Source organism: Bradyrhizobium retamae, from assembly GCF_001440415.1.
In the GTDB taxonomy this organism is placed as follows: Bacteria; Pseudomonadota; Alphaproteobacteria; order Rhizobiales; family Xanthobacteraceae; genus Bradyrhizobium; species Bradyrhizobium retamae.
In genome coordinates this window covers 22,464-48,194 of record NZ_LLYA01000178.1, presented here as the reverse complement: position 1 = coordinate 48,194, position 25,731 = coordinate 22,464, and the positions used below count along the sequence as shown (strand labels likewise).

The window sequence follows — 25,731 nt, the reverse complement described above, 5'->3', positions numbered from 1 at the left end:
CAGCCTTGAGCCCGGCCGATCACCGGGCTACTTCAAAAATACAGTTGCTTCCCGGCGACGAATTCCTTTTGTCACCGTCACCAGCGGATTGAGATTTGTCTGAAGCCCGGTCGGGCCGACGCATCTCCGCTGGCTTGACATCAGCCACGGATGCCAGAACCACACGACTTCGCCGTACGCAGCGCCCTCAACCGCCACTCCGATCGGCGAGATGCCGACTGAGTTTCTGGCGAAGGCCTTGAAACGCCGGTCGTCTGCGTAAACGTAAAATCACTCACGGGAGAACCCGCCCTGCGACCACGATCGCGCCCGACGCCGCTGCGTCCACCGCATCCAACCCCGCGTCCGTGACGATCGCGATACGCCCCTCTTGCCGGGGTGGATGGCCGAACTGATAGCGGTGATTTGGCCTGCGGCGAAAGCGGTTATTTTTCCGGACACGACTGGACGGGTAGCATCAGGTTGATCTGGTTCAACAAATTAGCTTAAGCGCGCAGGCCTATTCAGCTAGCTCGCACTATTAATGCACTATCACCGCAATCTACTGATGTGTCCCCCCGTGGTGTCACTGCGAGCTTTGACGGAGCAATAAAGCCCCATAAAGTTCGATCCGATCGATTTGACCGTCATCGGTCGGATGGCCCGTCGTCCCTTCTCGATAAGCATTGCTTGCTCAGAAGCAATTGGAGGATAGTTCGAATGGCTGACGCTCGATGCAGTTGTGGTGCAGTCACGCTCTCACTTCCAAAAGAACCATCCAAGATAGTCGTTGCTTGTCACTGCATCGACTGCCAACGCCGAACCGGCGCGCCGTTCGGCGTTGCCGCTTATTATCCCGCTGATGTTGTCACCATCTCAGGAACCTCAAAGGAGTTCACGCACGCCGCCGCAAGCGGCGGGAAAATCCATAACTATTTTTGTCCACAGTGCGGCTCAACAGTCTACTGGAAACTCAGCAATCTGCCTGCGCTGATCGCCGTTGCAGTCGGCGCGATGGCAGAACCAAAATACCCAGCCCCCGTCATATCGGTTTTCGAGCAGTCGAAACATGATTGGGTTCAAATTGATGGTGCCGTGGAGCATTTCCGGCAAAACCGCCTTCCAAAAAATTCAAACTGAGACACAACCGAACTACAACGCGGGACTACGGTGACAGTGCACTTGAATGCGCGGCGCGAGCAATCCTCGGCTGGATTAAGTCACTGTCACCGCAATCCCCGGTAAGCTTAGAGCTTAGTGACGCTTATCACAGTCTGAGGAGCTGACCTCCCTTAACGTCCTCGCATCATCAACTGACGGGATCGCTTATTCGAGGAAGGGGAGGAAGAGCTGTGGGCGCATTCACGAGCGAACTGACGATTACGCATCTCTCCGGTAACGATACGCATGGCTGGCGCTTATGGCGCTTGGCAGAGCCCCTCATCTATGAGGTCGGAGGCCGCGGCTCCGGTCGCGTCATCCTCGTTTCGAAAGGCTTCATCACCGACGGTCCATCCATTCCACGATTACTGTGGTCGATCCTACCAGTTTGGGCAAGCTGGAGCCGCGCGGGCGTCGTTCATGACTACCTGTGCTACCGAATCGCGCTCAACAATCCCCATCCTGAAGCGCCGACGCGCGACCATGCCGACCGAATTTTCTTCGAAGCCATGGAGCTCCTCAACGTCAGCTGGGTTCAGAAGTACCTGCTCTACTGGGGCGTACGCTTTGGGACTTGGTATAAGGTAAGGACCACCATGATCGACCACAACACCACTCCCAACGCTACGCAAGTAGTTGGGCGGTAGCGTCCATGCCCGTACTTGCTTCCGACGTTGGGCCGGTGCGCGACGCGAGGTGCTGCCGCTGCACCTTGGCGACGACGCGGCCGATTATTCCTGACCCCAGCTCGGAATTTCAGTCCAGAGCACTCAAATGCGCTAAGCGAGCAACTCTGATTAAGTGCACTATCACCGTAACTCGCAATTACCGGCGAAGCGCTACACCAAGGCGGTGGGAGTATCAGCAGTCCGCGACCTTTACGGTACGATGCAACACGAGTCGGCTTCACGAGGAATTCTCGTAACTACGGCCGACTTTGGACCAGACGCTCATAAATTCTCTGCAGGAAAACCAATCACTCTTCTTACAGGCGCCCACGTACTCCATCTTCTCGACAAGCATGGCATCAAAGCAAAGATCGACATTCGAGAGGCACGGAAAGTTCTGAACTTGCGGGACTACGGACGCTAACGGGCGTTGACGCTACCGCCGGGAGATGCAGAGAGCCTGAGTCGCGGCAGAATACGCGCTACGCGAGCAATCCTCGGCCGGATTAAGTGCACTGTCCGTAATCCCAGGTCGATTGCATTCATGGGACTTCCAGAGTGTCAACGGCAGGCTGATTACTTGACCGCCATATCCTAGCGGGATCTTCTCATTGGTGTAGAAGCGTTTTCGCGCAACTCAGCCTTGAATTGTGATAAGGAAACCATGATTACTAAGTGGTTCAACTGGATGCCCCAAAAATGGCCGCAAATCGTCAGCTACTGCTAACAAGACTTTCAGACCGCCTTCACGCGTTGTTTGACAATTCAATCAACCTCTCGGACGTGGCCGACAAACCCGCGAAGGAGAGGGAAAATTTTTTCCTGACACGCGCACTCTCTGCCTTGGCGCTCATGGACGATGCGGGACTGCTGCCAGATCAGGCCGCAAAATGTGTAACTGATGGCAGCGCAGACGACGGGATCGACGCGCTTCACATCGACGACAAGAGGAAAGTTATCTACTTCGTCCAGAGCAAATGGCGATCTGGCGCAAAGGGAGTTGAGCTTGTCGATTTCACGAGGTTTCGAGATGGAGTAAAGGGCGTTCTCGAACTCAAATGGACTGCTGAAAACAAAAATCTTCATCCGTTTCGCACAAAGGTCGAATCCACACTAAAGGATATCGAGACGACCTTTGTAATGCTGATCGCACATACCGCCGACAAGAATATCGCCAAGAACATCAATAGCAAAATCTCAGATTTCGTCAGCGAGCAGAACAAAATTCAAAGTGACTTTCTGGAATTCAAGGAGATAGATTTCGCGAGCGTGACTCACATCGCCAGATCGAAGGTACGCGCTTCCGATATTGATGTGTCTGTGATGCTAAGAAATTGGGGTCGTCTGCAGAAGCCGTATGACGCAATCTACGGTGCTGTTTCAGCGGTGGACGTCGCGAAGTGGTACGAAGACAACGGGACAAAACTCTTCGCTGAAAATCTTCGGTACGTTATTGAAAAATCAGAGGTGAACGAGGGCATCGCGGAGACGGCAGACAAAGAGCCGGCACATTTCTGGTATTTCAACAACGGTGTCACCGCGATATGCGACTCCTTTGCTAAGCAGCCCATTGGAGGAACTAAGACCGACACAGGAATATTCGACGTCAAGAAGATTAGCGTAATCAACGGAGCGCAAACCATCGGCTCACTCGCTAAGGCAAAAAATGGACAGACGAGCCTCGATGACGTGCTGGTTCACGTCCGGATCATTTCGCTGCAAAATACACCCGAGGGGTTTGCATCCGGCGTCACCCGCTCGAATAACACTCAGAATGACCTCAATGCGTCAGACTTCGTTGCCTTTGATCCAAATCAAGATCGGCTGAAGCGAGAGGCCGCCCAGTTAGGAATAACATACGCCTTCAGACGTGGTGAAGCAGACCCCGCCTCCGCCTCTGGCTTCAACATTCGGGCGGCTACAGTCGCCGCAGCGTGTGCGTCAGGCGATCTTCGATTAGCTGTAGCATCAAAACGGTATATTAGCGGATTGTGGGACGACATTAAAAAGGAACCCTACATTAAGCTGTTCAATGACAGCACGACAGCCGTCTACCTGTGGAACATTGTTCAACTGATGAATACGGTAGACGACACGTTAGCGAAACAAGCAGACGGCTTGGAAGGCAGAGAGCGCCTCATCGCGGTGCACGGCAATCGGTTTATCTTGTTCTGCGTCTTTTCACATATCGATCTGACCCAGCTGGCAAAGCCGGCGACTAATCTGAGTTCACTTAGGACAACTTGCGAGCAGCTAGCTGTACAATATTTGGAGGCCGTTATCCCCGCGATTGCTGGGAATTTCCCTGACTCTTATCCGGGCAACATCTTCAAGAACCAAGATCGGCAAGAAGAGTTGTTGGGCGCGATTGAAAGCTGACGCTCAACGATACCCAAACCGCTACCTACGGGGATCGAACAGGCGAGGGCTGAAGCGGAAAGCTTAACAAGCTCTGCGCTCAACCCTCCTTCTCAGCCTTCGCCCGCAACTTCATCTCTCGTAGCGCACTGCGCCGCCCTCGCGGTTGTTTTGCGGGCTGCGCTCCACGGCCATCGCGTCATCGGGCACGTCCTTGGTGATGACGGACTCCCGAGCCGATATAGGCGCCCTTGCCGATTTTGACGGGAGCCACCAACGAGGAGTAGGTGCCGACGAATGCGCCCTCACCGATCAGCGTCTTGTGCTTGAAGAAGCCGTCATGGTTGCAGGTGATGGTGCCGGCGCCGAGATTGGCGTTGGCGCCGACATGGGCGTCGCCGACATAGGAGAGAGGTTGACCTTGGCGCCCGCCTCAATCGTCGCGGCTTTTGTCTCGACGAAATTGCCGATCTTCGCGCCGTCGCCGAGCGAGGTGCCCGGCCGCAGGCGCGCATAGGGACCGACGGAAGTGTTCTTGCCGATCGAGGCCTGAACGATGTGCGAGAATGAATGGATCACCGCGCCGTCGGCAATGCTGACGCCGGGGCCGATTACCACGAACGGCTCGATCGTGACGTCGTTGCCGAACATGGTATCCGCGGCGAGATAGACCGTCTCCGGCGCGATCAGCGTCACGCCGGCATCGAGGGCCGCCTTGCGCAGCCGCGCCTGCATCACCGCTTCCGCCTCGGCGAGCCGGTTCTTGTTGTTGATGCCGCACTTCGTCCTCGCTGGAATTACGGAGCCAGTGCATTTAATTGACGCGTGTGGGTCGGGCTCACCGGAAAGGCGCTATCGCGCGGTAGTCTTAAGAGTTAAATGCACTGTCACCGTAGTTTAAACGACGGCTGGCTGCGGGTCGACTGCGCCATGCTCGGCATGAAGCGCAGGAACGGCGAGGCCATGCGCGCCGCCGGCGAAGGCCGCCGCCGCGCGCTGAGTGGGCACGGCGCCCGCCTCTTCACCATCCCCGGCCGCGGTGGCACAATGCCGTCGCGGTGATTCCTTATGCCGGCTTCACGGCCAGCCGCCTCAACGCTGCCAGCCCGAGGACCGGCCCGGGCACCAGCATCAGGAAAACATACTGCGGTCCGGCGGTTTCGATCAGCCAGCCAAGCAGCGCGATCGAAACGATCGTGATCGAGAAGCCGATGCAATTGGCGATCGTCAGCGCCGAGCCGACGAGCCTCGGCGGGGCGAAACGGGCGTTGAGCGTGGAGAATTGCGGCGAGTCGCCGGCAATGACCACGCCCCAGAACAACAGGAAGGCGAGGAACACCGGCAAGGGCGCCAGGAACGCCAGCGGCGAGACGAGGCAGCACAGGCCGGACGCCGACAACTGCATAAAGGCAACGCGCGCGCTGCCGATCCCCTGCGAAAGATAGCCGCCGACCACGCAGCCGAGAAAGCCGGTGGCGATCGCCGCGAAGCTCCACACCGATACCGTCGCAGCGTCGCTGCCGAGGCGCGCCGCCAGCAGCACCGGCAGGAACGCGTAAAAGGCGTAGAGCTCCCACATATGGCCGAAATAGCCGAAGGCCGACGCCCGGAATTCGGCCGAGCGGAAGATCGTCGCGAATGCGGCCGGGTCGAACTTCGCGCCCGCTCTGAGATGCGGCCCGTCCGGCACGAGAAGAAACATTGCCAGACCGCCGGCGATCGATACCGCCGAGACCGACAGGATCACGCCCTGCCAGGGCAGATCGCCGCCCAGGCCGCGGATGAGATGGGGAAGCGCCGTTCCGAGCACCAACGCCCCGACCAGCCAGCCGAGCGCGAGCCCGAGGTCGCGGTCGCACCAGCCCGACGCGATCTTCATGCCAACGGGATACATGCCGGCGAGAAAGAAGCCGGTTGCGAACCGCGCCGCGAGCAGGGGCAGGAACTCGCCGCCGCTCGCCAGCGTCGCGGCATTGGCCGCCGCGCCGGCGAGCGTGGAAAGGAAGAAGATGATACGCGGCGAGTAGCGGTCGGCGATCGCTAGCCAGGCGAAGACCAGCGTGCCGGCGATGAAGCCGAGCTGCACGGCGATCGTGATGTCGCCGACGGCGGACGCCGGCAGGCCGGCGCTGCGCTGCAGGTCGGGCATCACCGCATTCCCGGCGAACCACAGCGATGTCGCGGCGAACTGCGAGATGACGATCGTCGGCAAAATGCGGGCAGGAACGGCAGGCAAGGCGGAATTCTCATCATGAGGTTTTGATGGTTCCTAACACGCTGCGGCGCGCGGCAGCAGTGACAGGGTGTCGGCCTATCCCTAGGACTTCCGACGTTCGCCCTCAGCCTACAAGGCGGCCTTCACCGGAGGGATACGTCCGGAGCGCGGACCTGGCAGAACTAAGATCCATCTCCCAACACGATGACAAAGCCTTTGGGAGAACCCGGGGCTTTTTTTGCGACGCTGCATGTCCCCTTCCCACTCAACCGGGCGTCATTGGCCCGACGCCCTCCGCACAAAATTGAGACAACTCAATAACTTAATTCCGATTTTATTATTGCCGATTGAGACAGTCCTAAGCGGAAAGCCTAACAAGCCCTGCGCTTAACCCTCCTTCTCGCCCGCATCTTCATTTCGCGGTACCGTGCCGCGCCGCCCTCGCGGTTGCTCTGCTGAGTGCGCTCCACAGCCATCGCATCGTCGGGCACGTCCTTGGTGATGACGGAGCCCGAACCGATATAAGCGCCGTTGCCGATTTTCACCGGCGCGACCAGTGAGGAGGTGGTGCCGACCGAACGCGCCCTCGCCGATCAGCGTCTTGTGCTTGAAGAAGCCGTCGTAGTTGCAGGTGATGGTGTAGGCGCCGAGGTTGGAATTGGCGCCGACATGAACATCGTTGACATAGGAGAGTTGGTTGACCTTGACGCCGGCCTTCAGCGCCGCGGCCTTGGTCTCGACGAGGTTACCCATCCGAACGTCCTCGCCGAGCGAGATGCCGGGCCGCAAGCGTATAGGGACTGACGGACGCCTTCTTGCCGATCGAAGTCTGCATAGTGCCGTCTTTAAGAAACAGTCGCGCTCTGCCGGTATGCAAGGTAGCTTGGTGCGAGGGCTCGGTTCCAACGGGACGACAGTGCGCGCCCGTACTTTTCCGGATAGACGGTCCCGAAATCCGCATCAGAATAGCCGCATTGCAGCGGCGCGGTATTCAGTTCACCTAGTGTTTGCGTTGCGCCCGGCAGTCCGAAATGGCTGCCGGGCTTTTACATGACTACCTGTCAGGCTTCTCCAGGGCAGCTTCCAATTCTGTGACGATGTCGTGCAGGAGCCCAATTGCAAGCGGGTCCGTGACTTCGCGCTCCATCACGCGAAAACGCATCACCCGCTCTTGAAGCTCACGCTGTTCCCTGTCGTCGTCCATGACGCGCTCCGCACTTGAAGCATGACGCCGAGCGAGACCGATGGTTGCAGGAACTTGAATGAATATTCATCAAGGTTAACGCGTTCCCTTCGGCGCCAACCGAGGTGGCTAGAGCATTCTCCGTTCTGATTGAATCAGAACGGAGCTCTAGTTTTTGTTTTGACGCGTTTCTTCACGCGAACCGGGATCCACTTCGCTCGAAAACGCTCTGACGAGCGGTCGCAATGCAGCCGATGCCAGCCGGGTTTGCAGGTCAAATACCGAACGAGTGCCTCATCTGCCTCAGCATCGATATGGTTGCATCGGTATACCGACCATGGGTGAGATACTGGTCTAGCTGCGACGCACCAAGCAGCATCAAGGCTGCCATTACAAAGCCTTTGAACATAGTGGGCCTCTCCAAGGAGACCGCCAACCGGGCTGGTCGGGTTAGAGCCTTTCGGAATTCGCTGTCGCCGATCGCGACCTATCCGCAATGGCGGAATGCTGGCACCAATTGGTAGCCAAACTGCTAAATCGTGTTGCTAAATCGTGCTGCGATGGCGTGGCGGAGAAAGCTTAACACGCACTCCGCTTAACCCTGTTTCGGCTTCTTCGCCCGCAACTTCATCTCGCGGTAGCGCGCTGCACCGCCCTCGCGGTTGCTCTGCGGGCTGCGTTCCACGGCCATCGCATCGTCAGGCACGTCCTTGGTGATGACCGAGCCCGAGCCGATATAGGCGCCGTTGCCGATTTTTACGGGAGCCACCAGCGAGGAGTGGGTGCCGATGAAGGCGCCCTGCCCGATCGTGGTCTTGTGCTTGAAGAAGCCGTCATAGTTGCAGGTGATGGTGCCGGCGCCGAGGTTGGAATTGGCGCCGACATGAGCGTCGCCGATATAGGAGAGATGGTTGACTTTGACGCCGGCCTCCAGGATCGATGCCTTGGTCTCGACGAAGTTGCCGATTTTGGCGCCATCGCCGAGCGAGGTGCCTGGGCGCATGCGTGCAAAGGGACCGACTAACGCCTTCTTGCCGATCGAGGAATGCACGATGTGCGAGAACGAGTGGATCACAGCGCCATCGGCGATGGTGACGCCGGGGCCGATCACCACGAACGGTTCGATCGTGACGTCGCTGCCGAATGTCGTGTCGGCGGCGAGATAAACCGTTTCCGGCGCGATCAGCGTCACGCCGGCGTCGAGCGCCGCCTGGCGCAGCCGCGCCTGCATCACCGCTTCGGCCTCCGCAAGCTGCGCCTTGTTGTTGATGCCGCGCACTTCATCCTCGCTGGTTTCGATCACGACGGCCTCCAATCCGATTTCCCTGACGATGGCGACGGCATCGACCAGATAATACTCACCCTTGCTGTTGGCATTGCCGATCCGGTCGAGAATTTCCAGCGCGCGGGCGCCGTCGAACGCCATCACGCCGGCATTGCACAGCGTGACCTTGCGCTCTTCATCTGTCGCGTCGGCATGTTCGCGGATCGCCATCAGCCGATCGCCCTGAAGCAGCAACCGGCCGTAACCGGTCGGATCGGCGGCGCGGAAGCCGAGCACCGCGAGCGCCGCGCCTTTCTGCAGCGGCGCGCGCAGCCGGGCGAAAGTTTCAGGTGAAATCAGCGGCGTATCGCCGAACGCCACCAGCAAATCGTCGGCGCCGCGCGCGATCGCCTCACGGGCGGCCAAGACGGCGTGCGCGGTGCCGAGCCGCTCGGCCTGAACGAAGGTCGCAGCATCCGCGCGAACGCGCCTGACCTCCTCAGTGACCGCCTCGTGGTCCGGCCCGATCACGACCGCGAGCGAGGCGCCCGCGCCGTGCGGGGCCGCATCCAGCACATGCGCCAGCAGCGACTGGCCGGCGACCTGGTGCAGCACCTTTGGGAGCGAGGATCGCATGCGCGTGCCCTCGCCGGCCGCAAGCACGACAGTCAGGCTGGATCGAACGGTCATTCTGGTCCTCAGGCGAACAAGGTTGTCGGCCGTCTTTAATTGTTTTCCCCCGGAGATCAAACCGATTCGGCGCCCCGAAAACGTCCGGATTCAAGTGGGCGTCGCTTTTCCTGTTAATGTTTGCCCTGTGATTCGGCGGGCCTTGAGGAGGGCCAGGGGCGCTTGGCCAAGAAACCAGACCATCTCGCAGACTTTGAGGCGGATGACAGCGGCGGTGTGCTGAGCAACCTGTTGGCCGACGAAGATGCACTCGACCGTCGCGCGCTGTGGCGGCTCGGATCCTGGGGCGCTGGCGCGACGGCTGCGGTGATTCTGGCCGTAATGGCCAACCAGTCATCCCTTGGGGTGAAGCGCGAGCAGGTCGCCGCCGCTGATGTCACCCGGCAGGCGCAGCAAATTCAGCTCGTGGCCAGAGAAACCCAGAATGAGGCGCGGCGGCTCGCCGCCGCCATCGATACGCTGAACGGCGATCGCGACCGGCTGTATTCTCGTGTCGCCAGCTTGGAACAGGGGTTCGAATCGGCCACCGGGGCCATCGCCCGCCAGGGTTCCGCGCAGGCTTCGCCCCCGGCTGCCAATGCGGAACCGCAAGCCGCCCAGAAGCCGGCATCGCCAAGCGTCTCGCCGGTCGCGACCGCCCCGCCCGCAGCGCTGGTCGCTGACAAGCCCGCTGCCACCGCCGAGGCAGGCCCGGCTCCGGTTTCGCCTGCAAAGACCGACGCAGCCAAAGCAGAGATCGCCAAGCCGGAAACGGCCAAGGCTGAGATGACAAAGGCTGAGATGACAAAGGCTGAGATGGCAAAGGCCGACTCCGTTACGCTGGAGCCCGCCAAACCGGAGTCCGCGAAACCCTCGCCCGCCACGCCACTGATGGCCGCGCAGTCGATGATGGCTCCGCCCGATCCCGCTGCCGGCAAACTGATCGAGCTGGGCAAAGGGCCGAACCCGGTGATCGCAAGCCCGATCCCGGATGTCGTCGCGTCGACGCCGACCGATGCGGAAGCGGATGACGCCGCCGCACCAAAAGTATCGCTGCAGCGGACCGAGTTCGGGGTCGATCTCGGCAGCGCCAATTCGGTGAACGGCCTGCGCGCGTTGTGGCGCGGGCTGCTGAAATCGAGATCGAACGCGCCGTTGACGGCACTGCGCCCGATCATCGTGGTGAAGGAAGGTACCAACGGCCTCGGCATGCAGCTTCGCTTGGTCGCCGGTCCGCTGAACGATGCCGGCGCCGCCGCCAGGATCTGCGCCATTCTTGCCGAAAACAGCCGCCCCTGCGAGACCGCGATCTTCGATGGCCAGCGGCTGTCGTTGAACGATCCGCCGCCCACTGCCGCCAAGCCTGGCCCGCGCCGGCGCGGCATCGCCAAGCAGTCGGCGGCGACAGTCGTTGAGGAGGTGGCGAAGAAGCCGGAGCCGCCGCCGGAGCCAACGCAGACGACATTTTCGTCCATCTTTGGCAAGAAAAATTCACAATAAGCTCTTGGCTACAGAGCGTTATGACGAAACTCTGATCTGCATTTTCACAGCGGGCGAACGCTTGTCCCGGCCGCCAATCCCGACCATATTGCGCCGATGAAAAAATCCCCGTTCCGGCTCACGCCCTATCAAGTCCAATTCCTGCTGGTGGTCGGCTTCGTCTCCGTTGGCTACGCGCTCTATCTGCGCTACCTCACGGTCGAGTTTTCGACTGTCGCGCTCGCCTGCGACGCCGGCCTGCAAACCATGCAGTGCAAATCGCGGACGCTCGCCACCTACCTGTTCAAGAATTCGGTATTCGGCATCACCGCGCTGATCATTGCGACGCTTCACGTCATGCGGCCGTCGATCGTGCTGCTGACCGGCGGCCTGATCGCGGCGGGATTCGGGATCGTGCTCTACAACATCGCGCTGTCGGGAATTGCGATCGGCCTGCTCATTTTGGGATTTGCACGGCCCGCGCCCGCCACAGCGTGAGCGCCAGCAAGAGATAGATCGCGCAGGTCCACATCGACTGCCAGTTCTGATTGCCTTCGTTGAAGGCGGTGAAGAGCGCGGCCACAACCAGCAAGCCGGCAAAGGCGGATTCGGCAATCGGGCGAACGCCCCCTTTCGGCCGGTTGAGCAGCATCAGCGCCGCGAACGGCACCACCGCCATGGTCAATGAGGCGAACGGAAAGTCGCGGTAGCGCGGATCGAACGTAAAGCCGAGCGCGGTTTCCGCCGCAATCAGCGTGGTGACGACAAGCACGAGTCCCAGCAGCGCCGACAGCACCGACTTGGTCCGGCCCTCGCGCGGCCCGAGCAGTTCGAGGAAGGTCGGCAGCGACCGCCCCGACATCGCGGCGTTCGCGCACAGCATCGGCGATGCAATGGCAGCTGCCAGCAGCGCGCCCCATTGCAGCCAGCCGCCTGCCCCGTAGCTCTCATAAAACATCTTGTCCGCGGCGACTCCGAGCAGCATGCCGGCGGTCGTCGCCGACGTCCCGACTGCGACCCACGAAGCCAGCCGCGGCTTCCACGGCCGGCGCCGCAGCGTCAGCCAACCCGCCAGGAAGACGAAGGCGCTGAGCGCCATCCCGCCTCCCATCTGCAGTTTCCAGAACGGATAATTGCTGATCGGCTCGCCAGGCGGATATTTCACCGCCCGCTGCGCGTCATTGATCATGCCCCAATAGCCGCCGACGGTGCCTTCGAGCTCACGCTTCCACGGCTGGTCGTAGGCCTCGATCAGGTTGACCCGAAATTTTTCGCGCTTGGCGAGATCGAGGATTTCGGACACCACGCGCGCCTGGTTGGTGCGCGACGGCAGCGCGCCTTCGCGCATCCGCCCCGCGCTCGGCCAGCCGGTTTCGCCGATCAGGATTTCCTTGGCTGGAAACGCCACCGCCATCCGCTTGCGGATATCGTCGACATGGCCGGCGGCGTGTTTCGCGCGCACCGGCATGTCTTCCCAGTACGGCAGGATATGGATCATGACGAAGTCGACCGCGTCGTAGATTTCGCGGTTACGCAGCCAGAACTCCCAGACGTCGGCATAGGTCACGGGCACCGTGACCCGCGACTTGACCGAGCGGATGTGAGCCGCGAGATCCGATGTCGTCATCTCGCCGCGCAGCAGCACCTCGTTGCCGACCACCAGTGCGGTGATCGTGTCCGGGTGTTCCTTGGTCAGTTCGATCGCGACCGAAATCTGGGCAAGATTCTTGATCCGGTTGCTCGAGAGCCAGATCCCCTGGATCACCTTCAGCCCGACCTTGGCGGCCAGCGCCGGAACCTGGTCGAGCCCGTTCTCGATCGAATAGGTCCGCACGCAGTCGGTAATCTTGGCGAGCTGCGCCAGGTCCTCGGCGATCTGTTCGGGAAGGATCTGCGTGGTCGGTATCAGGGGTGTCTGCGCGCCGCGGAACGGCGCGTAGGAGACGCATTGCAGCTTGGCGGTGGGATCGATCGGCGCGCGCGAAAGCGTAATCGGCGTGGCGAGCCACCACCAGAGGGCCGCGATCATACCGAGCGATGACAGGAGAAGCGCCAGCGGCGTACGAAGAGAAATCGGTTCCATCCTCCGGGCGGGGACCGTCGATTACCCGTTCATCGGCGTTCTGCCAAGATGCACGATCGCCCTATTCCGCCTCCGTCCCTGCGGCAGTTTACCAGCGCCTATGATAAAGTTGTGACTTTGCTGGACAAAATCTGAAATACCCGTCATGTGAATCGCCGGATGTTTCCGCCGCATTGGGGACCTATTTGGGCGGCAACAAGCCAGAACACCACACCGGCCGCTCGCGGCGGGAAATTGATCGGGGAATGTATGCGTCGACGGTTGCTTGATCCAAGAGTTGTTTTGAGGCGCTTCGCCGCTGCCGGCCTGGCCCTCCTGATCGGATCGGGCGGGGCGTTTGCCCAGAGCGGCAGCCCGACCCCGCAGGATCAAGGCAAGGCACCGGCCAATGCCGCCGACGCCAACAGGGACAACCAGCGCAAGACCGACGAGTTCGTCGAGGCAGCCCAGGCAATCAACGGCCCGGCCGGAAATCCCGAATGCGTCTGGCTCGGCCGCCGGGTGGTTCGGCTGATGTGGCGCGACGACCTGGATACCGCATTCCGGCACCTCGATCTCTATGACCGGTTTGGCTGCCCCGGCGGGCATGTCCAGGCTACCTTCCGCTGCCTGACCCGCTTTGGCGGACAGATCGATCCCAAGGTGGCGGAAACCCTCGACAGCCGCATCCACGTCTGCTGGATCAATCCGGGCGCCCAGCCGCAGGCTGCCGCAGCCAGCCAGGCGCCCGCTACCGCCGGCAGTGCGACGCCTGCGCCGGCCGCTTCGCCCTCGCCGGCCCCCAGCCCCGCGCCAAGCCCACAGGCGAAATAGACGTCCGGCATTCAGGATACGTTCAGCGGAACGATCCTATTTGTGCGTTTGGATTGGTCACGCCCTTAAGGCGCGGTCCTTAAAAAAGTCATGGCGTCATACCAGTTGTGAAAACGCAGGGCAGGATTATCCTTATGATGCCGCCGTGTCGGTCGAACCTAGGGGACAGGTTCGCTTCCCATAAATTGCAGCCCCGTATGGTTTAGCCCCCGATGCGCGCTGTCGTCGCCGTTCTGCTGTTTGTAACCGCAGCTCACGCCGGGCTGTGGGGCCTATTCCGGGAAAAGCAACCGGCGCCCGATTTCAGGGGTATTTTGCCGAGCGTCTCCTATGCGCCGTTCGAGGGTTCGGCGCATCCCGACGTCGACAATATTCCGCAGATCGAAAAGATCCGCGCCGACCTGAAGAAGCTCTCGACGATCACGCGCGCGATTCGTCTCTACTCCTCGACCGGCGGCGTCGAACTGGTGCCGCCGATCGCGGCCGAATTCGGCCTGAAGGTCACCGTCGGCGCCTGGATCGACAAGAATTCCGATCGCAACAAGCGCGAGATCGAGGCGGCGATCAACCTCGCCAAGCGCAACAGCAACGTCAACGGAATCGTCGTCGGCAACGAAACCATTTTCCGCGGCGAGCAGAAGATCGACGACCTGGTCGAGCTGATCAAGCAGGTCAAGAAATCCGTCAACGTCCCCGTGACGACCGGTGAGATCTGGAACATCTGGCGCGACAATCCGGAACTGGCGTCCTCTGTCGATTTCATCGCCGCGCACGTGCTGCCCTATTGGGAGAACTTCACCGACAAGCAAGCCGTCGATCAGGCGGTGGCGATGTTCCAGCTGCTGCGCGATCAGTTTCCCGGCAAACGGATCGTGATTGCCGAGTTCGGCTGGCCGAGCGCCGGATACAATTTGAGGAACGCCGAGCCCGGCCCGTTCGAACAGGCCTCGGTGCTGCGCAATTTCGTCACCCGCGCGGAAGCGATCGGCATCGACTACAACATCGTCGAGGCGATCGATCAGCCCTGGAAATTCTTCGAAGGCGGCGTCGGCCCCTATTGGGGCATCCTCGATGCCAATCGCGAACCGAAATTCGCGTGGACCGGCCCGATCGTGAACGAGAATTACTGGAAGCTGGCTGCGATCGCGCTGCTGATGGGCATCCTGATGTCGCTGCCGATCCTGCGGCTCGAGCAGCCGACAATCATGCAGGCACTGCTGCTTTCAGCGGCAGCGAACGGCGTCGGCGCCTGGGTTTCCACCGTGTTCGCCTACTGGGCCGGGCATTATTTCGTGTTCGGCTCGGCGTTTGCGCTGACGCTTGGCCTGTTCCTGCTGGTTCCGCTGATCCTGATCGCGATGGCGCGCATCGACGAAATCGCGGCGATTGCCTTCGGCCGCGGGCCGCGCCGGCTGATCACCAAGAGCGCGCCGTTAGCGCCCGCCACCATCGGCGAGAACGTCGCCTTCCCCAAGGTTTCGATTCACATCCCCGCTTACCACGAGCCGGTCGAGATGCTGAAGCAGACGCTGGATGCGGTGTCGCGGCTCGACTACCCGAATTTCGAATGCGTCTGTATCATCAACAACACGCCCGACCCGGAATTCTGGCGGCCGATCCAGGATCACTGCCGTGCGCTCGGCGAACGCTTCAAGTTCATCAACGCCGAGAAGGTGCAGGGCTTCAAGGCCGGCGCGCTCCGCATCGCCATGGAGCGCACCGCGGCGGACGCCGAGATCATCGGCATCATCGACGCCGACTACGTCGTGCACCCGGACTGGCTGAAGGATCTCGTGCCGGTGTTCGCCGACCCGCGCGTCGGCCTGGTGCAGGCACCGCAGGAGCATCGCGACGGCGACCGCTCGCTGATGCACTACATCATGAACGGCGAATATGCCGGGTTCTTCGACATTGGCATGGTCCAACGCAACGAGTTCAACTCGATCATCGTGCACGGCACGATGTGCCTGATCCGCCGCTCCGCGATGGACATGGCCGGTGGCTGGTCCAGCGACACCATCTGCGAGGACACCGATCTCGGCCTGACCATCCAGCAGCAAGGCTGGCTGACGCACTACACCAACGTCCGCTATGGCGAGGGCCTCCTGCCCGACACCTATGAGGCGTTCAAGAAGCAGCGTCACCGCTGGGCCTATGGCGGCTTCCAGATCGTCAAGAAGCACTGGCGGCGCTTCCTGCCCGGCGCCAGCCGGCTGACACCGGACCAGCGCCGCGAATTCTCGCTCGGCTGGCTGAACTGGCTAGGGGCCGAAAGCCTGGGCGTCGTCGTGGCGATCCTCAACCTGATCTGGGTGCCGATCGTGGCCTTTGCCGACATCGCCATTCCCGACAAGATCCTGACGCTGCCGATCATCGCCTCCTTCGCCGTCTCGCTGATCCATTTCGTCGCGCTCTACCGCTTGCGGGTGAAGATCAAGGCCGGCCAGATGCTGGGCGCCATGATCGCGGCGATGAGTGTGCAGTGGACGGTGTCGCGTGCGGTGGCCCAAGGCCTGATCACCGAGCACCTCGCCTTCGCCCGCACCTCCAAGGGCGGGCTGTCGCGGATGTCGATCGAATTCCAGGCATTCTGGGAAGCCGTGATCGGCGTGCTGCTGCTGATCGGCGCCGCCGTCCTGGTCGTCACCAACGGCTACAAGGAAGTGCGCGAGATCTATATCTTCGCGGGCGTGCTAGTGCTGCAAAGCCTGCCGTTCCTCTCGGCGGTCGCGATCGCGCTTTTGGAAAACTCCCGTATCAATTCCTTCGTTTTCTGGCGTAACAGCGCGGTGCGGACGGCGGAACTGATCGGGCTGCGCCCGGTCACCCTGCCGACGGTCAACACCCACTCCCAGCCGGTCGCCTCCGAGATTCGCCGGGAGGTCAACTAATGCAGCGTTTTTCGAGCGAAGTGAATCCCGGTTCGCGCCAGGAAGACGCGTCAAATAGGAGGCGATCACGGTTCTGATTTCAATCAGAACCGCGACTTTCCCGTGGATCGATTGGCGGCGGCCGGTTGAAGAACCCGAACTAACCTTTAGCTACCTAAAGAGAATTGGGATCAAACGAACCACGAATTTGCCGCAGGGTTGCTATTGACCCGCAGGGGCCCGCCCCCTACACAGCGCGGCGAGTGAGCGCGTAGCTCAGGCGGTAGAGCACGTGACTTTTAATCATGGGGTCGAGGGTTCGAGTCCCTCCGCGCTCACCAAGCAAAATCAATCACTTAGCCCGCAAAAACCTCTTCTTGATCGGAAGAGGTTTTTTCATGTGCACACACCCTGCACACACATGGGTGCGTGATGGACATCATTCTGGTTGCTGCAATCGCTGTTGTCGTGGCCATGGTCGCAATATTGGGGGCGATCGTTTCAATCGGGGTCAAGATCGAAAAGCTCGGCAGCGGCATCGAATGAGCCTCAGCCAATTCTGTAAGGCTTGTTGAGAAAGTAATCGCGGTTGCCTAGCGCCTTCTCGGCGTACTGGTCGATCGCGACCGTGATTGCCTGGACGTGTTGATAGCAGTAGCCCTCGCGGGTCGCGCGCTGACGCAGTTCAGCGAGTGCATCGATCCACGGCGAGTTGTCCGCGTTCTCGTCGTACCATTTGAGCGGCTCTGCCATCACCAACTCCGGCCGCCAAGCACGCGCCCTTTCGTTGGACCGCCCTCCTCCTTCTTGAGTCGGTCCCGCTCGTCACAAAGGCCATCAATCTTTGCCAGCATCCGTTGTAGCAAAAGCTCAGCCGATGCAGTCGAGATGCCGGCGCGTTGAAGCTGGAGAATCTCCTTACGCTGTTTTCCGACTTGCACGCGCATGTGCTCGATTTCGGAACGGACGTGATCTAGGCCCATAGCGCTCCCCCAATACCCTCTGAATCGTTCGAACGAGCCCCTCGGCGCGGCGCCCGAGCTCGTCGTAGAGGCGTAGCCGCCTGAACAGGATCTCGATTTCCCGATCGGTCTTCATTTCACAATAGTACAAAACGTGAACAAGATGACAAGCCGCTAGGGATAGGCTTTGCTGGGATGGAACACCCAAGATCATTGCCTGAGCATTTTTATTGCCCTGGTCGACCTCGTTTGAGGATCCAATACCGCTTCCGAATGGCCGGCAGCTCCTGACCTTGAGGGACGCCGCCAGCTACATCATGAAGCTGCCGAAGGCGGAGCACTCTGCGCCAGAATGGCTGGCCGCCATGGAGGCGCTGATCCTCGTCGCGGGGAGCGGCGGTCCGACGATGTTGGCCCGGATCGGCGTCATGCGGGCATTGAACCGCGGCCGCGTCCCCGAGTTCACGGAGAGCAAAGGACATCATTGGGGGCGGAGAAAGCTCAAGAGGGACCAATGACCGTGCTGATTTACGTCGATACGAGCAAAGAGGTCGGAGACCCTGACCACCTCAAGGTGTTCGCAAATGCGGACGGCGCCGCAACCTGGTTCGCGGAGAATGACCCCGAAGGCGTGGCCTTTGAGTATGAGGTTCTGGAATGAAGGCCGCCAACTGAGGGCGACGACAGACAACGCAACGCCGCCTAGCGTTGAAACGATCGCTGGCGGCGCTGAATCTCTTTCCCGAGAGGGATTAACAAAATCCCGGGTTACATGTTGGTCTGTGCTGCCGCGCCCAAGGTTCACGCAAGCTGCTCCCGTAAGACTACGGCCCGCCAGCGTGAACCGGCGGGCCAAGCGGCAAGAACTACGCGGCCAAGGTCTGGAGCGATTCGACTAGGTTTCGGTGTACGAAGTAGTACCAGCTACGTCCGAACTTCGTTTTTTCGTCGTCGGGATCGACGAGATCGGTAGGCCATCCAGCGCCCCGCCTCTCCACCTCGGCTGCGTATTGGAGTAGCGCGGCGATTCCCTGCAGCGTCGTCGGCACTACGGAGGCAAGAACGCACTCAGCCTCGCTTTCTGCTTCGCGTAGCCGGTGCAATTCGCGCTGATGCTGGACCCATTGCGGGTCATCGTCCTCTGCCGGGTTGTCCAACTCGGCCGTGGTAGTTTGCCGCCGATTGCTCGGAATAGCCTCTTCAAGCTCATCCGTCCGAGGCATCTCCACGTCATACGCGGTGAAAGCACGCTTGTGTGAATCAATCGCTGCAAAAATGGGGTCCGCAGCAGCCGCTTGCCGCGAAAGGGAGGCACTTTGAGCAATCATCACGCTTGGGTCGCCATAGTGTATCCACTCGAACGAAAGGCCGTGAGACGCCATGAAGTAGAGGGTAGCACCCCATTCCTCGTCGTCGTCGGGACACCCCTTGCGGAAGTAGCTCAACGCTCGTTCGGCCGCTGCCTCATCCATCGTCCACCCTTCGCAAACATGCCGCGTTCGCAGCACATTTACCGCCTGCTCAAAGCGCGCCAGTTCAGCTTCCAGGCTGCTAGGCTTGTCCGACATCGGGCTGGCGATCGACGGGCTCGCAACTGGCACGGCCGCGGCGATGGGAAGGGAAACGATCGAGTTCATTAGAAACCTCCTGCTAATTGTTGACTTGCCCGCCCCTTCCGAATGAATCGCCGATCCGCGGGATGGTTCTGGTTGGTTTTTGACTCCCTGATATGCAGGGGGATGACTTCCGAGAATCACTGGAGGTGAGGACAATTGAACGGCGCCTGGGGCGCTCTGACATATGGGCGCGTTTGTGGGTGGCGTGCTAAGCACGCGTTCAGCCTTAGGCATGGGTCTCGTCCTTGCTTGGGGTTAGAGCCGGGCAGGATGTTTCCGCACTTGCCCGGCTTGCCATTTTATGACATCATAAATTTATGAAGTCAAGAATAAATAACATTAAAAAATCACGCGGCCGCCCTCCTGTGGAGAGCGAGGCTGTGACGGTGCGCATTACGACCGATGGCCTGCGAGAGATCGACGACTGGCGCCGCCAGCAGGATGATCTGCCGGGGCGGCCCGAAGCCATCCGCCGGCTTGTAGAGCTGGGGTTGAAGGCGAAGAAATAGTGCCGGCTAGCATCATCCCCATCTTGCGGGTTCAAAGTCAGCCGTTTTGATTTCCGTTGCCGGGTCGGCATGCTCTTCCCATGAATGAACATATATTCGAATTGAGAACGGATCGGCATCGGGCCGCAAAAAGGCTTTAGCGCACATATCCCGGTCCTTATTCACAGCAACAGTTCCGCCGGTGTACTGAAAATCAGAATGAGTTGTGAACTCGATCAACCCCTTCTCATGAGCGGCAACGACTATCGAAAAAAAATCAGACCGGCCATCGGCTACAATTTTGTAAGTTATCGCTGAAAATGGAGGGGCGTCCTTAAATCGGAATCGGAAAACCTCATTGTTTTCGCTTGGTTTGAAATAGTGACTGAAGCCTAGTTGTGGTTCGCGGTAAACGAATCGTAGGCCATGCCATTCACCATCGCGATGGATCACAAAAGGGGCGATGACCAGCCGGACTAGGAAGATAACCAGAAAGGCAACGGCAGTATAAATCAGGCCTGACGCAACAATTCCTTGCCATCCCTCACCAGGAAGAAAGCTGAAGCCGCGCAGCTCTGCGAAAGCGCCAATCACTCCGGCACCCAGGATGCCGCCCCAATTGAGCGAACTCTTGTAAGCGCCAGCGATAGCAAAGCGCATACACTTGCCGCTGTACCAGCAGATCCTGCAATATTTTCTATAGACGCCCATGCCGCCTCCGCCCTCTGGCTAGTCGTGGCAGACGAACCTATAAACCGATTCTCGCCACAACTCCTCCAGGCGCATATAGTGCCGCATGACTGTTTCGCGCGGTGCAAACTCATGTTGAAAATCTCAAAGGCCGGTAGCATGCGGTCGCCAGTCATCATTGTCGGCCCTCTCGCCTTCAAATTCGCTAAGAACCAGCGGGGACGAGCGAGCAACCTGTATGAGGCGAATCTGTACCGCAAATCGAACGACACGCGCCGAGCATTGCTGTGTCCGGCTCTCTGGGTGTCACCGAAAGGGGCGGTTCTGATTATGCGAGCGGCCGAGCCGCTCACCGAAATGAGCGACGAAGAATATCAGGAAGCTTGGAAAGCATGGGAGTACGCGCCGGGTGAAGATAGCCCATTCGAGCCGAAAGCTTGTGATTGGGGATGGTTCGAAGGGCGGAGAGTTGCCCTCGACTATTCGACCCCCGCCTGGGAAGACGATGACTGAATCGATAGCTCGCTCACAGCAATCAATGCTTCAAGCTTTCCGGCACTGGCGGCGCGGCCAAGGCAATCCGGTCAAATGCCAGCCCGATCAGCCGCTGCGCCATGTCGTGCAATAACTCCGCGTCTTCGTCACCGCGCTTGAAGCAGACTGCGGCGGCAGCATGCAGGGCGCGGCCCCAGGCAAGCAGGCCCGCCAGATCCATATCTTTCGCACCCGCTACGGCCTCGGCGATCTCAGCGCTGACCTCCTTGCCCATCGGGCCGGCAGAGACGGCCTCGATCAGACGATACTCGAGATGCAAGGCCATTTCGCCTAGGTTGGGGATGGAAGCGCCAGACATTGCTCTTGATCCTGTTTCACAAGCTGCCGATGAATCCTGCGCAGGTCCTCTGCGCCGTCTTCCCACGGCCTCCCTACAAACCGGGTCCACCGTCGAATGGTGGTAACATCGGCTGTACTCAAACCGGGGTCGCTTATTCGAAGCCCGCATTCTGAAACGATCCTCTTGTGTTCAATCATGGCGGCGGACCACTCCGGTGAACCGGGAGGCGGTGGCGTTATCGTCAGGCGATCGAGTGCAGCCTGTGCCGCCGCCCTCTCTCCTTCGCTGGAGCTATCAAGCAGCCGCGCGATTTTTTGCTTGCGTGTCAACATCAGCCGCCCTCGCTACCAGTTCCTGAATACGATGGTCCCGCAGATAGATCGGCATCTCGCCCGAGATCACGGCATTGATATCTCCGTCGTCAAAGCCCACGGCGCCGAGAGCCGCCTGGATTGGATCCGGGTTGTCAGCACCAACCGCCAATTGCGCGAGCGTCATGCAGATCGGGCTTGCGACGTTGATTGGCTCGGGTGTGAGCCAGAGCGCTTCCCTCTCCTGTTCTGAAACGCCAAGCCGGTCAAGCAACGCAGCTACTCGCCTTGCATCCTCCGGCTTCCAGTCCGGCCGCCCCGCTTCGAAAACCTCGTTCTCGGCCAGGCATTGCCTGGTCCACACGTCAGTCGCCTCATGATACGCAGCATCGTACCGCGCCCTTAGCTGTTGAGCGTAAGCGCAGACCTCGCGATACTGCGGATCGGCAGCTAGCGTCGCTTCGTCCTGACCTTGGAAATGGTGCGTCGCTCGATTGATGAAGTCCTCCAACTCCTGCCAGCATTGAAACGACGCGGCCGTAGCCACCAGCCGCCTCCCCCTGAGTTCTGACAATTCGGCGGGCGTTTCCAGATCGGAGCGTTCGATCTGCTTTGCCGCTTCCCTGACAGTGACCTCTGCCCTTGCCTTCGAAGGCTTGGCAACGGACTGCCCGGTCACGCGCTCGGCCAGGATAGTCCCGGCGTTCTCCAGGGACATCCACTTTCCATTGGACTTGGCAGGGACCGGAAGAGAGGTTGATTCCGACTCTTCCATGAAGACGGGGGCCAGCCGCTCCGCAGCTTCCGTCAATGTCAGCGCTTGTGCCACTTAGATATTTCCTTTGAAGGTTCGGAATGCAGCGTTGTCGGCATCGTTTAGAAACCGCTTGATGAACTTGCGATCTCGCTGCTTCATCGGCTCGGCAAGCTTGTCAAAGAACAGGTTCATCGGCACGCGCGCCACCACCTTGCCGTCGCCAAACCGCTTCCCAAGGGAGTCATTGAATTTGGCCTTGTTGTCCGCCAGGAGATCGTCAACGGGCGTTTCCGTCTTCACTACCCAGGCGTTGCCGATATCCATGAAATAGGTGACGGTGCCGTCCGGATCGGTTGAGAGAACTTTCCATTCTTCCATTGCGCATTGGCTCGCTTGGGAAGAGGACGGGCCGAAGCCCGTCCCCCTCTGTCAGATCACTGATCGGCGAAGGCCGCAGCGCTCGCACTCGCGCTCACAACCATGCCGCTGACATTCCAGGTCACGCCATCTGCGCATTCGATCCGAACCCGCGTCCCAACGTCTGGCGTTAGAACGGTAAATTTGGAGTTCGAATTGCCATCACTGCGAGCCGGAAGACATTCATCCGCCCCGGCGCCCGCATCGGCATCGACGTGAAGCACTCCGCCTTTGTAGTAATTCGTGTCGGAGCCGGTATTGATGAGCCAGTCTTGCGCATCGGCAGCCGCGCCAACATAGGCGAACTCGAACCAGAGGCCAAAGTCGGGGCTTGGCAGAGTGATCGTAATATCCGCCGTCAGGTCCGGCATGTAGTGCACAAGGCCGGCATCGGTGGCCTTGACGGTGTAGGTCGCCGCATCGGGGACCGAGATTGGAAAGTGAGTAACGGGCATGTTCGTTTTTCCTTTAGGTGCTGGCAGTCAAGCCGAAGGTGTCGGCAATGCAGGTTGATGCGAGTTCGTTCTTCATGACCAAACAGAACTCGGTCAGAACAGCACGCTTCTCTGCGTCTCCGGTCTTTGCCAGTTTTACCGTGTGCATCGAGCGCAGCACGCCGCGCTTTACGTAATCCGGGTCGATGACCAGGATGTTGCGGGCTGCAGCCGCCGAAGTCAGCATCACGCGATTGGGGACCACGGCCAGTTCGCCAAAATCGGACAAATACATGTCCGCCGCCGCAACGATGGTGGCCTGTTTCTTCTCCTTGAGCGCCTTGCGGTTCGGGACGACATCGGCGTCATCCATGAAGCGCGAGAACACCTGCTTGTTATATGGCGAAACCATCACGGTCGTGGGGTTGCCGCCGTTGCTGTAGCAAGTCGCTACAGCGGCATCGAGCAGAGCCTTAGTGAAGGCGCGCTGGGTGCCGTTGGTCGCAGCATTCACCAGGCCCGTGCCAGAGTTGAAGCCGCCGGACGAGCCGCCAGCACCACGAAGGCCGTTGGTCGTGTTCGCCGAGGTCACCCACGCAGGGAAGCCGGCCGATACGCGCCCGGTCGTTTCACTACCAGCAGACGAAGCGACGTTGGAGAGCAAACTAAGCTCCACGTCTTTCTTGAGTTCGGTGCCCATCTTCGCAAGCTGGTAGCCAAGCTCCGATGAACGGCCGGCCTTATCGACCTTCTCCTGAGTGTCGGAAACAATCAGCGTGTCGGACGCGATCTGAGTGAAGTTCGCCACCCGAACCGAGGGCGGCTTGGTGACGAAAGAGAAATCGTCGCCTTCAACCTGAGCATTCGCGGCCGGCGTGCGGAGCGTGTCCGTCTGCCATTCATGGCGCTTCCCCGAGACAGAAGACGAACTAATGAGAGAAACAAGCGGCGTTTCTTTCGGAGAGATGTTGTAGACAACATCTTCCAGGTCTTCGCGGTTGCCTACGCGATCGTAGGTCTGCAGTGTTCCACTGACGACAGTCATTTGGTTCAGTCTTTCATGCGTTTGGCGAGGATCGCTGCTGCGTCATCCAATCGCCCGGTGTTTCTGAATTGCTCAAACTGAGTCCGGTTGGCGCGGGTGGACCTTTCGGCCCTGTCCATGCGCTTCTTGCCCGTCAGCACCGGCAACCCAGCAACGTTCCCCTTCAATTTGGGGGCCGATTGCAAAGCCTTCCGGTAGCGGATCAGGTCGCGGACGATTCTAAAATTCCGCAAATCTTCTAGGCTGGAACTCAGCTCCTCAACCGAGAAGCCATACCCAGCTATCGTGTCGATCGCGTCTTCCTGGAATCTGCGGGCTTCATTCGCATTCGTCAGTTCGGGCATGGCCTCAAACAACGCTTCGCGCTGCTGTTGCCTCGCCATCAACCAACGGTGCGAGGAATCCCGTTCCTCCGCATTACGTGCTGCTTGCGCAGCACTGGACTGTGCCTGAGCGGCTTGCTGGGCCTGCGCGAGCAAGCCCACCTTGAATTCGTAATCGTCCTGCAGCGCTTTCCATGTTTGCGGATCAACATCGACCATCGAGCGGTCGGGTTGTTGAGGCATTAGCGCATGGGCTGCGATCTCCAGCGCGTTGTACATTTCTGCACAAGCTCTGGCGTAGTGCTGTGTTTGTACGCGGAGTTCCTCGAAGCGAGCCCGCTCATCGGCGAGGGCTTGGGTCTTCTGCGTGAATGACTTCCGCGAGATATAACCTCGCTTCAGCTCTTGAATTGAAAGCTCGGCACCGTCCTTGAGAGTAACCTTTGTTTGGTCACTCAATGCCGGTGGATCGGCTTCCTTTTTTTCCTCGACGGCCAGCGGGCGGCTTTCAACCGGGCTGGATTCGTTCTGGAATTCTCGCGACAAGGCATCCGCCGCCTCGGCGACGGTCAGCTCAGTGGACTCAGAGACGGGCGCTAATGCGCGAGCGTCGTTCAATGCCTTGCTTCCTTGCTATTCCAAAAAGGACGGCAGGGGATTAACCCCGCCGCCAGTCTTGGACCCCGACCTAGGCGGAGACCCAGGCCAAGCCGTAAATTCTCAAACCACCCACGAAACATTCATGGGGGCATCATGACTGCGATCGACCTCGGCCAGCCCCAGCCGCGTTGCAATCCGCGCCGCGTTCTCTCCAGGCTGCAAAACGTAGGATCCGGCCTTGCCGCCGATCGGGGCGCCCTTGTCGTTGGTCAGCGTCACCGCGTTGTCTTCGAGCGTGTAATGAATATCGATCACCGCGCCGGGGTCGCCGATTTCCTCATTCGGCGGTCGCGTTTGCGCCCATGCCGTATGCACGACGGGACGCGGCTTGCGCGGCCTCGGCTGCTTGCTCGCACTGTGCGCCCTGATCTTTGATGCCCAGCTTGCCATCAGTGCAGCGTCGGCTCGTTGCCGACCCCATAAGTCCCCTGATCGAACTGGTAGCCGTCAA

26 protein-coding genes, 1 tRNA gene and 2 pseudogenes are annotated in these 25,731 nt (G+C 60.0%); 13 read left to right on the top strand and 16 right to left on the bottom strand.

Annotated elements, in window-relative coordinates:
- The first annotated feature begins 699 nt into the window (after positions 1-699).
- The 4 genes from CQ13_RS41675 to CQ13_RS28805 all read left to right on the top strand — a co-directional run bounded on the left by CQ13_RS41675 (position 700) and on the right by CQ13_RS28805 (position 4,187).
- Positions 700-1,119 carry a GFA family protein gene (locus CQ13_RS41675; protein WP_082637705.1) on the top strand — a complete coding sequence of 140 codons (420 nt, stop codon included), beginning with the start codon at positions 700-702 and terminating at the stop codon, positions 1,117-1,119.
- Between the two features lie 212 nt (positions 1,120-1,331).
- A complete protein-coding gene (locus CQ13_RS28810) occupies positions 1,332-1,787 on the top strand; it encodes a DUF1353 domain-containing protein (RefSeq protein ID WP_057846205.1) in 456 nt (151 codons plus the stop codon).
- A gap of 154 nt (positions 1,788-1,941) precedes the next feature.
- The gene (locus CQ13_RS47290) at positions 1,942-2,232 is read left to right on the top strand and encodes a restriction endonuclease (RefSeq protein WP_082637703.1); all 291 of its coding nucleotides are present in this window, start codon (positions 1,942-1,944) and stop codon (positions 2,230-2,232) included.
- A 275-nt stretch (positions 2,233-2,507) separates the two neighbouring features.
- Positions 2,508-4,187, top strand: a complete 1,680-nt coding sequence (locus CQ13_RS28805; RefSeq protein WP_156433973.1) for an AIPR family protein — start codon at positions 2,508-2,510, stop codon at positions 4,185-4,187.
- 79 nt (positions 4,188-4,266) lie between these two features.
- Here CQ13_RS28805 and CQ13_RS28800 read toward each other — a convergent pair.
- The 5 genes and pseudogenes from CQ13_RS28800 to glmU all read right to left on the bottom strand — a co-directional run.
- Positions 4,267-4,962, bottom strand: a pseudogene (locus CQ13_RS28800) (DapH/DapD/GlmU-related protein); the annotation flags it as partial.
- A 270-nt stretch (positions 4,963-5,232) separates the two neighbouring features.
- Entirely contained in the window at positions 5,233-6,402 is a 1,170-nt protein-coding gene (locus tag CQ13_RS28795; protein WP_057846203.1) for an MFS transporter, read from the bottom strand.
- Positions 6,403-6,752: 350 nt separating this feature from the next.
- A pseudogene (locus CQ13_RS28790) lies at positions 6,753-7,216 on the bottom strand (DapH/DapD/GlmU-related protein); the annotation flags it as partial.
- A gap of 219 nt (positions 7,217-7,435) precedes the next feature.
- Entirely contained in the window at positions 7,436-7,585 is a 150-nt protein-coding gene (locus CQ13_RS44650; protein ID WP_197427475.1) for a hypothetical protein, read from the bottom strand.
- A gap of 574 nt (positions 7,586-8,159) precedes the next feature.
- Positions 8,160-9,518, bottom strand: coding sequence for a bifunctional UDP-N-acetylglucosamine diphosphorylase/glucosamine-1-phosphate N-acetyltransferase GlmU (gene glmU / locus CQ13_RS28785; RefSeq protein WP_057846201.1), 1,359 nt, complete (start codon positions 9,516-9,518; stop codon positions 8,160-8,162).
- 162 nt (positions 9,519-9,680) lie between these two features.
- Between glmU and CQ13_RS28780 the strand changes: the two genes are divergently transcribed.
- Positions 9,681-10,997, top strand: coding sequence for a hypothetical protein (locus tag CQ13_RS28780; RefSeq protein ID WP_057846200.1), 1,317 nt, complete (start codon positions 9,681-9,683; stop codon positions 10,995-10,997).
- Positions 10,998-11,093: 96 nt separating this feature from the next.
- Complete coding sequence (locus CQ13_RS28775; protein WP_057846199.1) at positions 11,094-11,474, top strand: hypothetical protein; 381 nt, start codon at positions 11,094-11,096, stop codon at positions 11,472-11,474.
- Here CQ13_RS28775 and CQ13_RS28770 read toward each other — a convergent pair.
- A complete protein-coding gene (locus CQ13_RS28770; RefSeq protein WP_057846198.1) occupies positions 11,434-13,059 on the bottom strand; it encodes a glycoside hydrolase family 17 protein in 1,626 nt (541 codons plus the stop codon). The two genes, CQ13_RS28775 and CQ13_RS28770, sit on opposite strands and share 41 nt — an antisense overlap.
- A 249-nt stretch (positions 13,060-13,308) precedes the next feature.
- Here CQ13_RS28770 and CQ13_RS28765 point away from each other — a divergent pair, with 249 nt between their 5' ends.
- The 3 genes from CQ13_RS28765 to CQ13_RS28755 all read left to right on the top strand — a co-directional run bounded on the left by CQ13_RS28765 (position 13,309) and on the right by CQ13_RS28755 (position 17,083).
- Entirely contained in the window at positions 13,309-13,872 is a 564-nt protein-coding gene (locus CQ13_RS28765) for a hypothetical protein (protein ID WP_057846197.1), read from the top strand.
- A 212-nt stretch (positions 13,873-14,084) separates the two neighbouring features.
- Positions 14,085-16,763, top strand: coding sequence for a glycosyltransferase (locus CQ13_RS28760; protein ID WP_057846196.1), 2,679 nt, complete (start codon positions 14,085-14,087; stop codon positions 16,761-16,763).
- A gap of 244 nt (positions 16,764-17,007) precedes the next feature.
- A tRNA-Lys gene (locus CQ13_RS28755) sits at positions 17,008-17,083 on the top strand.
- Positions 17,084-17,291: 208 nt separating this feature from the next.
- On the opposite strand, the gene CQ13_RS28750 is transcribed toward CQ13_RS28755, so the two are convergent.
- Positions 17,292-17,495 (bottom strand): hypothetical protein, encoded by a 204-nt coding sequence (locus CQ13_RS28750; protein ID WP_057846195.1) that lies wholly within the window; start codon positions 17,493-17,495, stop codon positions 17,292-17,294.
- A gap of 502 nt (positions 17,496-17,997) precedes the next feature.
- Here CQ13_RS28750 and CQ13_RS28740 point away from each other — a divergent pair.
- Positions 17,998-18,222: a hypothetical protein gene (locus CQ13_RS28740; RefSeq protein ID WP_347337065.1), complete on the top strand. Its 225-nt coding sequence runs from the start codon at positions 17,998-18,000 to the stop codon at positions 18,220-18,222.
- Entirely contained in the window at positions 18,219-18,365 is a 147-nt protein-coding gene (locus CQ13_RS44645) for a hypothetical protein (protein WP_197427474.1), read from the top strand. The genes CQ13_RS28740 and CQ13_RS44645 overlap by 4 nt, the downstream gene beginning before the upstream one ends.
- Before the next feature lie 205 nt (positions 18,366-18,570).
- Here the strand turns inward: CQ13_RS44645 and CQ13_RS28735 are convergent, their stop codons facing one another.
- Positions 18,571-19,341: a hypothetical protein gene (locus tag CQ13_RS28735; RefSeq protein ID WP_057846192.1), complete on the bottom strand. Its 771-nt coding sequence runs from the start codon at positions 19,339-19,341 to the stop codon at positions 18,571-18,573.
- A 359-nt stretch (positions 19,342-19,700) separates the two neighbouring features.
- Between CQ13_RS28735 and CQ13_RS46535 the strand changes: the two genes are divergently transcribed.
- The gene (locus tag CQ13_RS46535; RefSeq protein ID WP_283807533.1) at positions 19,701-19,829 is read left to right on the top strand and encodes a hypothetical protein; all 129 of its coding nucleotides are present in this window, start codon (positions 19,701-19,703) and stop codon (positions 19,827-19,829) included.
- 12 nt (positions 19,830-19,841) lie between these two features.
- On the opposite strand, the gene CQ13_RS28730 is transcribed toward CQ13_RS46535, so the two are convergent.
- On the bottom strand, positions 19,842-20,519 hold the full coding sequence (locus tag CQ13_RS28730; protein ID WP_156433972.1) for a hypothetical protein: 678 nt from the start codon (positions 20,517-20,519) through the stop codon (positions 19,842-19,844).
- Positions 20,520-20,630: 111 nt separating this feature from the next.
- Here CQ13_RS28730 and CQ13_RS28725 point away from each other — a divergent pair, with 111 nt between their 5' ends.
- Positions 20,631-21,011, top strand: a complete 381-nt coding sequence (locus CQ13_RS28725) for a hypothetical protein (RefSeq protein ID WP_057846190.1) — start codon at positions 20,631-20,633, stop codon at positions 21,009-21,011.
- A 22-nt stretch (positions 21,012-21,033) separates the two neighbouring features.
- On the opposite strand, the gene CQ13_RS28720 is transcribed toward CQ13_RS28725, so the two are convergent.
- The 7 genes from CQ13_RS28720 to CQ13_RS28690 all read right to left on the bottom strand — a co-directional run bounded on the left by CQ13_RS28720 (position 21,034) and on the right by CQ13_RS28690 (position 25,670).
- Positions 21,034-21,351, bottom strand: coding sequence for a hypothetical protein (locus CQ13_RS28720; RefSeq protein WP_057846189.1), 318 nt, complete (start codon positions 21,349-21,351; stop codon positions 21,034-21,036).
- Positions 21,352-21,627: 276 nt separating this feature from the next.
- The gene (locus CQ13_RS28715; protein WP_156433971.1) at positions 21,628-22,419 is read right to left on the bottom strand and encodes a hypothetical protein; all 792 of its coding nucleotides are present in this window, start codon (positions 22,417-22,419) and stop codon (positions 21,628-21,630) included.
- Positions 22,420-22,473: 54 nt separating this feature from the next.
- Positions 22,474-22,779, bottom strand: a complete 306-nt coding sequence (locus CQ13_RS28710) for a hypothetical protein (protein ID WP_057846187.1) — start codon at positions 22,777-22,779, stop codon at positions 22,474-22,476.
- Positions 22,780-22,835: 56 nt separating this feature from the next.
- Positions 22,836-23,273, bottom strand: coding sequence for a hypothetical protein (locus CQ13_RS28705; protein WP_057846186.1), 438 nt, complete (start codon positions 23,271-23,273; stop codon positions 22,836-22,838).
- 13 nt (positions 23,274-23,286) lie between these two features.
- The gene (locus tag CQ13_RS28700; protein WP_057846185.1) at positions 23,287-24,297 is read right to left on the bottom strand and encodes a DUF5309 domain-containing protein; all 1,011 of its coding nucleotides are present in this window, start codon (positions 24,295-24,297) and stop codon (positions 23,287-23,289) included.
- A 5-nt stretch (positions 24,298-24,302) separates the two neighbouring features.
- The gene (locus tag CQ13_RS28695; protein ID WP_057846184.1) at positions 24,303-25,238 is read right to left on the bottom strand and encodes a hypothetical protein; all 936 of its coding nucleotides are present in this window, start codon (positions 25,236-25,238) and stop codon (positions 24,303-24,305) included.
- Positions 25,239-25,340: 102 nt separating this feature from the next.
- Entirely contained in the window at positions 25,341-25,670 is a 330-nt protein-coding gene (locus CQ13_RS28690; RefSeq protein WP_057846183.1) for a hypothetical protein, read from the bottom strand.
- Between the last annotated feature and the right edge of the window lie 61 nt (positions 25,671-25,731).

Excerpts from the sequence above, each read along its gene's own strand:
- CQ13_RS41675 (WP_082637705.1), top strand. The coding sequence starts at position 700 with ATGGCTGACGCTCGATGCAGTTGTGGTGCAGTCACGCTCTCACTTCCA.
- CQ13_RS28805 (WP_156433973.1), top strand. The coding sequence starts at position 2,508 with ATGGCCGCAAATCGTCAGCTACTGCTAACAAGACTTTCAGACCGCCTT.
- CQ13_RS44650 (WP_197427475.1), bottom strand. The coding sequence starts at position 7,585 with ATGGACGACGACAGGGAACAGCGTGAGCTTCAAGAGCGGGTGATGCGT.
- glmU (WP_057846201.1), bottom strand. The coding sequence starts at position 9,518 with ATGACCGTTCGATCCAGCCTGACTGTCGTGCTTGCGGCCGGCGAGGGC.
- CQ13_RS28775 (WP_057846199.1), top strand. The coding sequence starts at position 11,094 with ATGAAAAAATCCCCGTTCCGGCTCACGCCCTATCAAGTCCAATTCCTG.
- CQ13_RS28770 (WP_057846198.1), bottom strand. The coding sequence starts at position 13,059 with ATGGAACCGATTTCTCTTCGTACGCCGCTGGCGCTTCTCCTGTCATCG.
- CQ13_RS28765 (WP_057846197.1), top strand. The coding sequence starts at position 13,309 with ATGCGTCGACGGTTGCTTGATCCAAGAGTTGTTTTGAGGCGCTTCGCC.
- CQ13_RS28760 (WP_057846196.1), top strand. The coding sequence starts at position 14,085 with ATGCGCGCTGTCGTCGCCGTTCTGCTGTTTGTAACCGCAGCTCACGCC.
- CQ13_RS28750 (WP_057846195.1), bottom strand. The coding sequence starts at position 17,495 with ATGGCAGAGCCGCTCAAATGGTACGACGAGAACGCGGACAACTCGCCG.
- CQ13_RS44645 (WP_197427474.1), top strand. The coding sequence starts at position 18,219 with ATGACCGTGCTGATTTACGTCGATACGAGCAAAGAGGTCGGAGACCCT.
- CQ13_RS28735 (WP_057846192.1), bottom strand. The coding sequence starts at position 19,341 with ATGAACTCGATCGTTTCCCTTCCCATCGCCGCGGCCGTGCCAGTTGCG.
- CQ13_RS28730 (WP_156433972.1), bottom strand. The coding sequence starts at position 20,519 with ATGGGCGTCTATAGAAAATATTGCAGGATCTGCTGGTACAGCGGCAAG.
- CQ13_RS28725 (WP_057846190.1), top strand. The coding sequence starts at position 20,631 with ATGTTGAAAATCTCAAAGGCCGGTAGCATGCGGTCGCCAGTCATCATT.
- CQ13_RS28720 (WP_057846189.1), bottom strand. The coding sequence starts at position 21,351 with ATGTCTGGCGCTTCCATCCCCAACCTAGGCGAAATGGCCTTGCATCTC.
- CQ13_RS28715 (WP_156433971.1), bottom strand. The coding sequence starts at position 22,419 with ATGGAAGAGTCGGAATCAACCTCTCTTCCGGTCCCTGCCAAGTCCAAT.
- CQ13_RS28710 (WP_057846187.1), bottom strand. The coding sequence starts at position 22,779 with ATGGAAGAATGGAAAGTTCTCTCAACCGATCCGGACGGCACCGTCACC.
- CQ13_RS28705 (WP_057846186.1), bottom strand. The coding sequence starts at position 23,273 with ATGCCCGTTACTCACTTTCCAATCTCGGTCCCCGATGCGGCGACCTAC.
- CQ13_RS28700 (WP_057846185.1), bottom strand. The coding sequence starts at position 24,297 with ATGACTGTCGTCAGTGGAACACTGCAGACCTACGATCGCGTAGGCAAC.
- CQ13_RS28690 (WP_057846183.1), bottom strand. The coding sequence starts at position 25,670 with ATGGCAAGCTGGGCATCAAAGATCAGGGCGCACAGTGCGAGCAAGCAG.